Annotated in this window: 11 protein-coding genes; 4 read left to right on the top strand and 7 right to left on the bottom strand. The window is 71.2% G+C overall.

What is annotated here, in order from left to right; translation table 11 throughout:
• Window positions 1–10 precede the first annotated feature (10 nt).
• Window positions 11–1,114 (top strand): serine endopeptidase, encoded by a 1,104-nt coding sequence (locus ACE3UN_RS14255; protein ID WP_374675633.1) that lies wholly within the window; start codon window positions 11–13, stop codon window positions 1,112–1,114.
• On the opposite strand, the gene ACE3UN_RS14250 is transcribed toward ACE3UN_RS14255, so the two are convergent.
• From ACE3UN_RS14250 to ACE3UN_RS14220, 7 genes are all read right to left on the bottom strand, one after another.
• Window positions 1,015–1,809, bottom strand: a complete 795-nt coding sequence (locus ACE3UN_RS14250) for an SGNH/GDSL hydrolase family protein (RefSeq protein WP_374675632.1) — start codon at window positions 1,807–1,809, stop codon at window positions 1,015–1,017. The genes ACE3UN_RS14255 and ACE3UN_RS14250 overlap by 100 nt on opposite strands.
• Before the next feature lie 16 nt (window positions 1,810–1,825).
• Window positions 1,826–2,590: an enoyl-CoA hydratase gene (locus tag ACE3UN_RS14245; RefSeq protein WP_374675631.1), complete on the bottom strand. Its 765-nt coding sequence runs from the start codon at window positions 2,588–2,590 to the stop codon at window positions 1,826–1,828.
• Window positions 2,591–2,604: 14 nt separating this feature from the next.
• Window positions 2,605–3,804 (bottom strand): acetyl-CoA C-acyltransferase, encoded by a 1,200-nt coding sequence (locus ACE3UN_RS14240; RefSeq protein ID WP_374675630.1) that lies wholly within the window; start codon window positions 3,802–3,804, stop codon window positions 2,605–2,607.
• Window positions 3,805–3,822: 18 nt separating this feature from the next.
• The gene (locus tag ACE3UN_RS14235; RefSeq protein ID WP_374675629.1) at window positions 3,823–6,204 is read right to left on the bottom strand and encodes a 3-hydroxyacyl-CoA dehydrogenase/enoyl-CoA hydratase family protein; all 2,382 of its coding nucleotides are present in this window, start codon (window positions 6,202–6,204) and stop codon (window positions 3,823–3,825) included.
• A 34-nt stretch (window positions 6,205–6,238) separates the two neighbouring features.
• The gene (locus ACE3UN_RS14230) at window positions 6,239–6,655 is read right to left on the bottom strand and encodes a DUF2147 domain-containing protein (RefSeq protein ID WP_374675628.1); all 417 of its coding nucleotides are present in this window, start codon (window positions 6,653–6,655) and stop codon (window positions 6,239–6,241) included.
• 206 nt (window positions 6,656–6,861) lie between these two features.
• Window positions 6,862–8,658 (bottom strand): acyl-CoA dehydrogenase C-terminal domain-containing protein, encoded by a 1,797-nt coding sequence (locus ACE3UN_RS14225; protein WP_374675627.1) that lies wholly within the window; start codon window positions 8,656–8,658, stop codon window positions 6,862–6,864.
• 31 nt (window positions 8,659–8,689) lie between these two features.
• Window positions 8,690–9,385, bottom strand: a complete 696-nt coding sequence (locus tag ACE3UN_RS14220; RefSeq protein ID WP_374675626.1) for a TetR/AcrR family transcriptional regulator — start codon at window positions 9,383–9,385, stop codon at window positions 8,690–8,692.
• 254 nt (window positions 9,386–9,639) lie between these two features.
• On the opposite strand from ACE3UN_RS14220, the gene ACE3UN_RS14215 reads away from it, so the two are divergent.
• The 3 genes from ACE3UN_RS14215 (at window position 9,640) to ACE3UN_RS14205 (ending at window position 11,873) form a co-directional block, all read left to right on the top strand.
• The gene (locus ACE3UN_RS14215) at window positions 9,640–10,197 is read left to right on the top strand and encodes an HNH endonuclease (RefSeq protein WP_374675625.1); all 558 of its coding nucleotides are present in this window, start codon (window positions 9,640–9,642) and stop codon (window positions 10,195–10,197) included.
• 99 nt (window positions 10,198–10,296) lie between these two features.
• A complete protein-coding gene (locus tag ACE3UN_RS14210; protein WP_374675624.1) occupies window positions 10,297–10,893 on the top strand; it encodes a glycine zipper 2TM domain-containing protein in 597 nt (198 codons plus the stop codon).
• 56 nt (window positions 10,894–10,949) lie between these two features.
• Window positions 10,950–11,873 (top strand): LysR substrate-binding domain-containing protein, encoded by a 924-nt coding sequence (locus ACE3UN_RS14205; RefSeq protein ID WP_374675623.1) that lies wholly within the window; start codon window positions 10,950–10,952, stop codon window positions 11,871–11,873.
• Window positions 11,874–11,891: the final 18 nt, after the last annotated feature.

Genomic DNA, 11,891 nt, shown 5'->3' with positions numbered 1-11,891 from the left:
GGAGCGCGCCATGTTCAAGAGTCTGCGTGTGCCCGAGCGCCTGTTCGCGCTCGGCATGTGGGCGGTGTCCTTCCTGTTCGCCGGCTTCCTCATCGGCCTGGGCGGCCAGGTGATCGGCGACCTGCCGCGGGTGGAGGCGCCGCTGTCCATCGAGCAGTTCGCCCCGCCCGGCGCGCTGGAAGCCGAGCGCGAGGCGCTCAAAGGCCTGGCGCAGCGCGAGCGTGAGCAGGACGACGCGCTGGACACCGCGCGCCTGGCCCAGCAGGCCGCCCAACGCGACAACGCGAACGCCCGCGAGGCGCACCGCAACTGGCTGGCCAACCGCCAGGTGACGGGTGACAGCGCCCAGGACCCGGAGCTGCTGCGGCGCACCCGGGAGCTGGACCGCCTGCTGGCCGCCGAGCGTGCCGCCCAGGCCGAGGTGGAGCGCCTGGAAGCGGCGCAGCTGCAGACGAACCAGCAGGCGGAGGCGCGCCGCCGCGAGGAAGCCCGCCTGCTCGGCGACGCCCAGGCCGGATACGACCGCGCCCTGTTCCAGCAGGAGCTGCGTGTCTTCGGCTGGCGCCTGGCGCTGACCCTGCCGCTGCTGGCCGTGGCCGTGTGGCTGGTGGTGAAGAAGCGGCGCAGCGACCACTGGCCGCTGATGCGCGGCTTCGTGCTCTTCGCGGCCTTCGCGTTCTTCTTCGAGCTGGTGCCCTACCTGCCCAGCTACGGCGGCTACGTGCGCTACGCGGTCGGCATCGCGCTCACCGGCCTGGCCGGCCACTGGGGCGTGCGCGGCATGCGCCGCTACCTCGCGCGGCGCGCCGAGGCGGAGCAGCGCGGCGAGGCGGAGCGCCGTCAGCGCCTGACCACCGACGAGGCGCTGAAGAAGATGGCCGCCAATGTGTGCCCGGGCTGCGAGCGCGCCGTGCTGACCACCGGCGAGGTGAAGCCCGACTTCTGCGTGCACTGCGGCCTGAAGCTGTTCGACCGCTGCGGCGCCTGCGGCACGCGCAAGAACGTGTTCTTCCGCTATTGCATGCAGTGTGGTGCGGCGGCGTCGGAGGGCACTGGCGCCGTGCCCAGCTCGGCCGCCATCGCCTCGGCCAGCGACAGCGCCCAGGCCCGGTAGGCCAGCGGGCCCGGGTGGAAGCCGTCGGCGGCCACCCAGCCGGCCGGCACGTCACCCGCGGACGCGGCCGGCACCGCCGGCAAGGGCACATAGCGGCGCGCGGCATGGCCGCGCACGTGCGCCTGCAGCGCCGCATCCAGCCGTGCCGCGTGGCGCCCCATCACCCAGCGCAGCGGCTGGGGCAGCAGCGGAAATCGGCCCATGGGCGGCAGCGCGCTGTGCCACACCTGGCGCACGCCGCAGCGATCGCGGGCCGTGTCGTGCAGCGCCTGCAACGCGGCCAGCCAGGTGCGGGTGGGGGTCAGCGCGGACGCGTCGTTGACGCCCGCGACGACCAGCATCAGGTCGGCCGCGGGCGCGGGCGACACCGTGCGCAGCGTGGCCAGGAGGTCGTGCGCCCGGTGGCCGCTGCGCGCCTGCAGGCGCCAGTGCACCGGCCGGTGCAGGCGGTGCGACAGCGCCTCGGCCAGTGGCGCCGCGAGGGCCACGGCCTGGTGGTCCACCCCCACGCCGGCCGCGGACGAGTCGCCCACGACCAGCAGCCGCCAGGGTGCGGCCGCGGCGGCGCCCGTGCCCGCGCCGGCGATCCCCTCGCGGCCACCCTGGGCCTCGGGCAGGCGCATCGCCACGCGGCGCACCCGCCGCCCCTGCCACCACAGCAGCGGCGCCAGGGCGGCCGTGGCCAGCCAGCTCACGCCGGGCCAGGCCGTGTCACGAAAACTGGGAGAAGTCGGGCTGGCGCTTCTGGAAGAAGGCCTGGAAGGCCTCCATCGCCTCGGGGCTGCGCAGCCGCTGGCCGAAGACTGTGGCCTCTTCGGCGATGACCTGCATGATGCGCTCGCGGCGCGGGCCGTGGATCAGCCGCTTGCTGTCGCGCACGGCGCCGGGCGGCAGCGCATTGAAGCGCTCGGCCACGCGGCGGGCGTGGTTCACCACCTCGGCGGCCGGCAGCACCGCGTTGGCGATGCCGCACTCCACCGCGTGCTCCGGCGTGAAGGGGTCGCCCAGCAGCAGCTTCTCGGCCGCGCGGCGCGCGCCCATGAGCTCGGGCACCAGCAGGCTGGACGCGAACTCCGGCACCAGGCCCAGGCTGACGAACGGCATGGCCAGGCGGGCCTCGTCGCTCACGTAGACGAAATCGCAGTGCAGCAACAGCGTGGTGCCGATGCCGATGGCCGCCCCGGTGACGGCCGCCACCACCGGCTTGTCGCAGCCCACCAGCGCCTGCATGAAGCGGAACACCGGCGAGTCGATGTCCTGCGGCGGCCGCTGCATGAAGTCCTCGATGTCGTTGCCCGAGGTGAAGATGCCGGGCTGGCCGGCGATGAGCACCGCCCGCACGCTGCCGTCGGCCTGGGCCTGGCCGAGGGCATGCGCCATGGCCTCGTACATGGCCTGGGTGAGCGCGTTCTTCTTCTCCGGCCGGGCGATCTCGATGGTCGCCACGCCGTTGACGACGGCGGTCTTGATGCTCATCGCTGGGGTCCCTTTCAGACGGCTTCGAAGATGCCGGCGGCGCCCTGGCCGGTGCCCACGCACATCGTGACCATGCCGTACTTCAGCTTCTGGCGGCGCAGGGCGTGCACCACGGTGGCGGCGCGGATGGCACCCGTGGCGCCCAGGGGGTGGCCCAGCGCAATGGCGCCGCCCATGGGGTTGACCACTTCGGGGTTCAGGCCCACGGTGCGGATGACCGCCAGCGCCTGCGCGGCGAAGGCCTCGTTCAGTTCGATCCAGCCCAGGTCGTCCTGCTTGAGGCCGGCCTTCTGCAGCGCGAAGGGGATGGCCTCGATCGGGCCGATGCCCATGATCTCCGGCGGCACGCCCTTGTTGGCGTAGCTCACGAAGCGCGCCAGCGGCGTCAGGCCGAACTGCTTCACGGCCTTCTCGCTGGCCAGGATGAGCGCACCCGCGCCATCGCTGGTCTGCGAGCTGTTGCCCGCGGTGACGCTGCCCTTGGCGGCGAACACCGGCTTCAACTTGGCCAGGCCTTCCAGCGAGGTGTCCTTGCGCGGGCCCTCGTCCAGGCTCACGGTGCGGGTGTTCACGCTGACCTCGCCCGTCTCCAGGTTGGGCAAGCGCTCCACCACGTCCACCGGGCAGATCTCGTCGCTGAAGCCGCCGGCCGCCTGCGCGGCCAGCGCCTTCTGGTGCGAGGCCAGCGCGAAGGCGTCCTGGTCCTCGCGGCTGACCTTCCACTGCGCGGCCACCTTCTCCGCCGTCAGGCCCATGCCGTAGGCGATGCCCACGTTCTCGTCCTTCAGGAAGACGTTGGGGTTGAACGAGGGCTTCACCCCGGTCATGGGGATCATGCTCATGCTCTCGGCACCGCCGGCGAGCATGACATCGGCCTCGCCCACGCGGATGCGGTCGGCGGCCATCGCGATGGCCGACAGGCCCGAGGCGCAGAAGCGGTTGACGGTGATGCCGCCCACGGTGTTCGGCAGGCCCGCCAGCAGCATGGCGATGCGGGCCATGTTGGCGCCCTGCTCGCCTTCGGGCATGGCGCAGCCGATGACCGCGTCCTCGATGGCCTTGGGGTCCAGCGAGGGCACCTGGGCCAGTGCGGCCTGCACGGCGCGCACCAGCAGGTCGTCGGAGCGGGTGTTGCGGTAGTAGCCGCGGCCCGACTTGCCGATCGGGGTGCGGCTGGCGGCGACGATGTAGGCGTCCTGGATTTGCTTGCTCATGTGCGTCGCTCCAATCGGTCAGTTGCGCACGGGCTTGCCGGTCTGCAGCATGCCCATGATGCGTTCTTGCGTCTTCGGGTGGTCGAGCAGGCTGCAGAAGTGCTTGCGCTCGAGCGTCATCAGGTATTCCTCGCTCACCACCGTGCCGGCTTCCACCTCGCCGCCGCACACCACGTCGGCGATCAGGCTGGCGATGTAGAAATCGTGCGCGCTGATGAAGCCGCCGTCCCGCATGCCCACCAGGCTCGCCTTGATGGTGGCGATGCCCATGCGGCCGGCCACGGGGATGGCGGCCTTCTGCGGCGCGCGGTAGCCGGATTCGGCCATCGCCTTGGCCTGGGTGATGGCCACGTGCAGCAGTTCGTCCTTGTTCGGCACGATGACGTCGGTGTCCAGCAGGTAGCCCAGCTTGCGCGACTCCAGCGCGCTGGTGCCCACCTTGGCCATGGCCGCCGCCTCGAACCCGCCCTTGAGGAAGTTCAGCAGGTCGGCGCCCGGGCCGCTGGCCGCGTTCTCCGCGGCACGGCGCGCGATGTAGGTGAGGCCACCGCCACCCGGCAGCAGGCCCACGCCCACTTCCACCAGGCCCACGTAGGTCTCCATCGCGGCCACGCGCTTGGCGCAGGCCACCGCGATCTCGCAGCCGCCGCCCAGCGCGATGCCGCGCATGGCGGCCACCACCGGCACGCTGGCGTAGCGCACGCGCAGCAGCGCGTCCTGCAGCTTCTTCACCTCAGGGTTGATGCCCTTGCTGCCGTGCTTCATGAACACGGGCATCAGGGCCTCGAGGTTGGCGCCCGCGGAGAACACGTCGTCCGGCGACCAGATCACCAGGCCCTGGTAGCCGCCTTCGGCCAGTTCCACCGCCTTCAGCAGGCCCTCGGTGACGGCGGGGCTGATGAGGTGCAGCTTGCAGGTGATGGTGGCGATCAGCACCTCGCCGTCCAGCGTCCAGACGCGGATGTCGTCGTTGCGGTAGACCTCGGTGCCGGCCTTCAGCGGGTCGGCCGCGCCGGCGCCCACCAGGCTCTCGGGGAAGTGCTGGCGCTGGTACACCGGCAGCGTGGAGCGCGGGATGTAGCGCTTCTCGGCGGCCGACCAGGAGCCTTCCGGCGTGTGCACGCCGGTGCGCCCGTCGAACACCCAGTCCGGCAGCGGGGCGCTGGACAGGGCCTTGCCGGCCTCGATGTCTTCCTTCACCCACTGGGCCACCTGCTGCCAGCCCGCGTCCTGCCAGAGCTCGAACGGGCCCTGCTTCATGCCGAAGCCCCAGCGCATGGCGAAGTCCACCTCGCGGGCGGAATCGGCGATGTCGGCCAGGTGCACGGCCACGTAGTGGAAGGAGTCACGCAGGATGGACCAGACGAACTGGGCCTGCGGGTTGCTGGACTCGCGCAGCAGCTTCAGGCGCTCGGCGGCGGGCTTCTTGAGGATGCGGTCGACCAGCGGGTCGGCCTTGGCGCCGCCCGGGACGTAGTCCCCCTTGGCGGGGTCCAGGCGCAGGATGTCCTTGCCCACCTTCTTGTAGAAGCCGGCGCCCGACTTCTGGCCCAGCGCACCCTGCTCGATCAGCTTGCCCAGCACGGACGGCGTGGCATAGCTGGGGAAGAACGGGTCGTCCTTGAGGTTGTCCTGCAAGGTCTTGATGACGTGCGCCATGGTGTCCAGGCCCACCACGTCCGCCGTGCGGAAGGTGCCCGAGCTGGCCCGGCCCATCTTCTTGCCGGTCAGGTCGTCGACCACGTCGTAAGACAGGCCGAACTTCTCGGCTTCCGCGATCGTGGCCAGCATGCCGGCGATGCCGACGCGGTTGGCCACGAAGTTGGGCGTGTCCTTGGCGCGCACCACGCCCTTGCCGACGGTGCTGGTGACGAAGGTCTCCAGCTGGTCGAGGATCTCCGGCCGCGTGGTGGGGGTGGGGATCAGCTCCACCAGGTACATGTAGCGCGGCGGGTTGAAGAAGTGGATGCCGCAGAAGTTGGGCTTGAGCGACTCGGGCAGCGCCTCGCTCAGCTTGGTGATCGACAGGCCCGAGGTGTTGGACGCCACGATGGCGGTGGGCGACACGAACGGCGCGATCTTCTGGTACAGGTCGAGCTTCCAGTCCATGCGCTCGGCGATGGCCTCGATCACCAGGTCGCAGTCCTTCAGCAGCTCCAGGTGCTCCTCGTAGTTGGCGGCCTGGATGCGGCCCGCGTCCTCCACCACGCCCAGCGGCGCGGGCTTGAGCTTCTTCAGGTTGTCGATCGCCCTCGTGACGATGCCGTTCTTCGGGCCCTCTTTCGCCGGCAGGTCGAACAGCACGACCGGCACCTTCACGTTGACCAGATGGGCGGCGATCTGCGCGCCCATCACGCCGGCGCCGAGCACGGCGACCTTGCGGACCTGGAATCGACTCATTTGCGGTTCTCCTTCGGGATCTGGGAGGCGGGCGTCACTCGACGCGCACCCATGTCTGGCTGCGGCCGAACATCGGCACGCCGATGTAGCCGCGCACTTCGAGCGCCTTGCCGCCCTGCACGGGCTTCAGGCGCACCTTGTAGACCTTGCCGTTGGCCGGGTCGAGGATGTCCCCGCCCTCCCACACGGTCTTGTCCTCGGCATGCGGGCGCACGCCACGCAGGATGGTCAGGCCCACCACCGGCTGGCCGCGGCGCTCGTCGGTGCACTCGTCGCACACGGCGTCGGCCTTGTCGGCGGCGTCCAGCAGCTTCTCGATGCGGCCCACGAGCACGCCGCCGGCCTCGGCGATGCGCACGAAGGATTTCTCCTTCTTCGTCGCATCGTCGATCGTCTTCCACAGGCCCACGGGCGTGGCCTGGGCCCAGGCGCCGGCCGAGGCAAGCAACAAGCCAGCGCACAGCGCCGCGCGCCGCGCGCCAGCGGCGGCGCCATCCAGTGGCGTGCGCGGATCCGGCTTCGCCGGTCCGCTGCGCGAGCCCCCTCGGGGGGCAGCGACCGCAGGGAGCGTGGGGGAACCACGCCCCGGACCCGGCTTCGCCGGTCCGCTGCGCGAGCCCCCCCGGGGGGCAGCGACCGATAGGGAGCGTGGGGGCATCAGAACAGCTGCTCGTCCATGGCCATCAGCGGCTGCAGGCCGGCGCGGCAGGTGCGGATGAGGCTGGCCGTCTCGGGCAGCAGCTTGGCGAAGTAGAAGCGCGCCGTGTGCAGCTTGGCCGCGTAGAACGGGTCGGTGTTGCCGGCCTTCTGCGCATCCAGCGCCACCTTGGCCATGCGGGCGAAGAGGTAGGCGAAGGTCAGGTGGCCCACGACGCGCAGGTAGTCCACCGCCGCCGCGCCGACTTCGTCGGCGTTGCCCATGGCCTTCATGCCGATCTCGGTGGTCAGCTTGGTGACCTTGTCGCCCAGGTCGGCCAGCGGGTTGATGAACTCCTGCATGTCCTCGCGCACGCCCTCGTCCTCGACGAAGGCGGCCACCTTCTTGCCGAAGGCCTTGAGCTTCTTGCCGTTGTCACCCAGGATCTTGCGGCCCAGCAGGTCCAGCGACTGCACGGTGTTCGTGCCCTCGTAGATCATGTTGATGCGGGCGTCGCGCACGAACTGCTCCATCCCCCACTCGTGGATGTAGCCATGGCCGCCGTACACCTGCATGCAGTGCGAGGTGGCCAGCCAGCCGTTGTCGGTGATGAAGGCCTTGATGATGGGCGTGAGCAGCGCCACCTCGTCGTCGGCCTCCTTGCGCACGTCCTCGTCGGGGTGGGCGAGCGCCTTGTCCAGCTGCACCACGGTGTGGATGAGCAGCGCGCGGCCGCCTTCGGCGAAGGCGCGCGCGGTCAGCAGCATCTTGCGCACGTCGGGGTGCACGATGATGGGGTCGGCCGGCTTGTCGGTGGCCTTGGGGCCCGACAGGGCGCGCATCTGGATGCGGTCCTTGGCGTAGGTGACGGCGTTCTGGTAGGCCACCTCGGTGAGGCCCAGGGACTGGTTGCCCACGCCCAGGCGGGCGGCGTTCATCATCACGAACATGGCCTGCAGGCCCTTGTTCGGCTGGCCCACCAGCGTGCCCACCGCGTCTTCCAGGATCATCTGGCAGGTGGCGTTGCCGTGGATGCCCATCTTGTGCTCGAGCGCGCCGCAGTGGATGCCGTTGCGTGCCCCCACCGAGCCGTCGGCGTTCACCAGGAACTTGGGCACGATGAACAGCGAGATGCCCTTGGAGCCGGCCGGCGCGTCCGGCAGCCGGGCCAGCACCAGGTGCACGATGTTGGCCGCCAGGTCGTGCTCGCCGGCGGAGATGAAGATCTTCTGGCCGGTGATCTTGTAGGTGCCGTCGGCCTGGGGCTCGGCCTTGGTACGCAGCAGGCCCAGGTCGGTGCCGCAGTGCGGCTCGGTCAGGCACATGGTGCCGGTCCATTCGCCGCTGGTCAGCTTGGGCAGGTACAGCGCCTTCTGCTCGTCGGTGCCGTGCGCGTGCAGCGCCTCGTACGCGCCGTGCGACAGACCCGGGTACATCGTCCAGGCCTGGTTGGCGCTGTTGAGCATTTCGTAGAAGCACTGGTTCACGGTGTGCGGCAGGCCCTGGCCGCCGTAGGCCGGATCGCAGCTCAGCGCGGGCCAGCCGCCCTCCACGTACTTGGCGTAGGCCGCCTTGAAGCCCTCGGGCGCCGTCACCTCGTGGGTGGCCTTGTCCAGCGTGCAGCCCTGCGCGTCGCCGCCCAGGTTGAGCGGGGCCACCACCTCGGCGGCGAACTTGCCGCCTTCTTCCAGCACCGCGTTGATGGTGTCGGCATCCACCTCGGCGAACTGCGGGATCTCCTTGAGTTCACCGACCACGTCGATCAGCTCGTGCAGCACGAACTGCAGGTCGCGCAGGGGCGGGTTGTAGTGGGGCATGGTCGCTCCTTGGAAGCAGGGGTGGGACGAGTTATGGCTGCCGGGTGGCAGCAGCAGGCTGCGCCGCGCGCACGGGGGTGACCGGTGCGCCGGGCGCGGCATAGTGGGACACGGTGCGGGCGAAGCCGATGCGCGCACGCTCCACGGCGCCGGGGCTGCGCAGGAACCGGGCGTCGTGGTGCAGCGCGAGGATCAGGCCGTGGATCTCGAAGAGCATCTGGGCGGCGTCGGTGTCGGGCTTCAGGTGCCCGATCTGCACGGCGAGTTCGATGGCACGCTGCAGCGCGCCGTGCCAGGCGTGCACCATGGCAGCCAGGGCGTCGCGCACGGGGCCCGGGCGGTCGTCGAACTCGACCGCACCGCTGATGTAGATGCAGCCGGAGTCGATCTCGACGGACACGCGCTTGACCCAGTTCTCGAACAGCGCCTCCAGGCGGGGCAGCCCGCGGGGCTGGCGGATGGCCGGGAAGAACACCTCTTCCTCGAACTTGGCGTGGTACTCGCGGATGACCGAGATCTGCAGTTCCTCGCGCGAGCCGAAATGGGCGAAGACGCCCGACTTGCTCATGCCGGTGACCTCGGCGAGCGCCCCGATGGACAGGCCCTCCAGCCCCATGCTGGACGCCAGCGTCAGGGCGGCGTCCAGGATGGCGGCACGCGTGGCCTGGCCCTTCTGCAGGGACCGGGCGCTGGCGGCGCTGCGGCGGTGTTCCACGGGGGTCGACACGGGAGGGGCGCTGGCCGGGGCGGCCAGATGTGAACGAACGATCGTTCTATTTTGCAGATTTCGGCGCCGCACGCACGCACCAGTGCGCGACTTTTTTTAGGGTTCACGGCCTAGAACGCCCCGTCGCGGCGCACAATTACGGGTTAACCCGCAGCCGGTGATGCCGGCGTGGGGGCGAGGAACGGGCAGTTGAGCGCAGTCACACGGCCGCGCTATGCTCGTCGGCTAGCGTCGAAACCAGCCTGGAACCCAGCATGGAGGTCCTGCAGCTCGATGTGTCCGGTCGCCCGCAGGCGTGGATGACGGTGCGCGAAGCCGCCGTGCTCTACGCCAGCGACAGCATTGCCTGGACGCTGGGCCAGACCTGCTCGGTGCTGCGCGGCGGCGTGCAACGCGCCACCGGCCTGCCCAGCCGCATCGAGGTGCACCCCATCATCGCGGTGCGCGGCGCCATCCCCTCGCGGGCCTGGCGCGTCAGCCCGGCGCTCACCAACCCCAAGCTGTTCTCGCGCGACCGCGGCATCTGCGCCTACTGCGGCCACCGGTTCGCCTACGACGACCTCACGCGTGAGCACATCGTGCCGGTCTCGCGCGGTGGCGCCGACAGCTGGATGAACTGCATCACCGCCTGCCGGGCCTGCAACGGCCGCAAGGCCGACCGGCTGCCCGAGGAAGCGCGGATGAACCTGCTGTACCTGCCGTACGTGCCCAGCCTGCACGAGGACATGATCCTGCGCGGCCGGCGCATCCTGGTCGACCAGATGGATTTCCTGCTGGCCAGCGTGCCCCGCAGCAGCCGGTTGCACGGCTGACCGCACCGCCACCCGCCCGAGGCGGCAGCCCGCTGTCAACGCACCCGACACAGCGGGCGTTGGATCCGCTGGGCCTCACTGGGCTATTCACACACCACCATGCACACCTCTTCCCGTCCCGCGGCCCGCGTGGCCACCTTCGCCACCCTGCTGGCCGCCGCGCTGCTCGCCGGCTGCACCACCACCAGCCCCGACGTGGTGCAGCGCCACCAGGCCCAGCGCATGTCGCATGTGCAGGACGCCACCATCCTCAGCATCCGGCCGGTCGTGGTGGATGGCCAGCAGACCGGCGCCGGGGCGGTCACCGGCGGCGTGGTGGGCGGCATCGCCGGCTCGTCGGTGGGCGGTCGCCGCGAAGGCGCCGTGGTGGGCGTGCTCGGCGCGGTGGCCGGTGCCGTGATCGGCAACGCCGTCGAGCGGGGCGCCACGCGTGAAGAGGCCTACGAAATCCTGGTGCAGCTGCGCAGCGGCGAACGCCGCGCCATCATCCAGGCCAAGGGCACCGAAGTGCTGCAGCCGGGCGACCCGGTGGTGCTGGTGACCACCGGCGCGCAGACGCGCGTGATGCGGGCACCGGCCGGCACCCAGCCGGCCCCTGCCCTGCCCGCCCCGGTGGCCTCGCCGGCCCGCCCGGCCGCCCCGGCCGTGCCTGCGCCGGCCCAGGGCGCCTCGGCCCCGGTGTACACGCCGCGCTGAGCCACCCCGCGCCCGGGCGCGCGCCAGGGCGGCCGTATCATCGGCCGGCCCTGGCCATGAACCTCAAGCAACTCGAGTACTTCGTCACCGTCGCCGAGCTGGGCAGCTTCAGCAAGGCGGCCGTGGCGCTGGACATCGCGCAGCCCGCGCTCAGCCGCCAGGTGCGGGCGCTGGAGGTGGACCTGCGCGAGACGCTGCTGCGCCGCAACGGCCGCGGCGTCAGCCTCACCGACGCCGGGCGGCGCCTGTTCGAGCACAGCGTGGGCATCCTCAACCGCGTCGCCCAGGCACGCGAGGACATGGGTGCCCAGCGCGACGAACCGGTGGGCCGCATCACGCTGGGCATGCCGCCCAGCATCGGCCGCCAGCTCACGCTGCCGCTGATCGACGGCTTCCGGCGCCAGCTGCCCAAGGCCCGTGTGGCCATCGTCGAGGGCCTGTCCTCGCACATCACCGAGTGGCTGGCCAGCGGCCGCATCGAACTGGGCCTGCTGTACAACCCCGAGCCCTCGCCCAGCCTCACCATCGAGCCGCTGCTCGAGGAGCCGCTGTGCCTGGTCAGTGCCGCCGGCCCGGCCGCTGCCGAGCGCGGGCCGGTGCCGCTGCGCACCCTGTCGCGCTACCCGCTGGTCATGCCCGAGCGGCAGCATGTCATCCGGCGGCTGGTGGAGAGCCAGGCCACGCTGGCCGGCCTGACGCTGGACATCGCCTCCGAGGTGTCCAGCATCGCGGCCATCATCGACCTGGTGGCCGCCGGCTATGGCCACGCCGTGCTGCACGCCAGCGCCGTGATCGCTTCCGGGCGGGCGGACCAGCTGGTGGCCCGGCCGCTCAGCGAGCCGGCCGTCGGCACCGTGCTGTGCCTGGCCACGTCGGCGCACAAGCGCGCCACGCCGCTGCAACGCGCGGCCGCCCAGCTGCTGGGCGAGCTGGTGCGCAGCCTGCCCCAGGGCAACGCCGCGCACTCCCGACCCGGCTGACGTCAGGGCCTTCCCCGC

This window comes from Ideonella sp. (genome assembly GCF_041918995.1).
In the GTDB taxonomy this organism is placed as follows: domain Bacteria; phylum Pseudomonadota; class Gammaproteobacteria; order Burkholderiales; family Burkholderiaceae_C; genus Ideonella.
The sequence above is the reverse complement of the archived record's forward strand: the minus strand, read 5'-3'. Positions and strand labels throughout refer to the sequence as shown.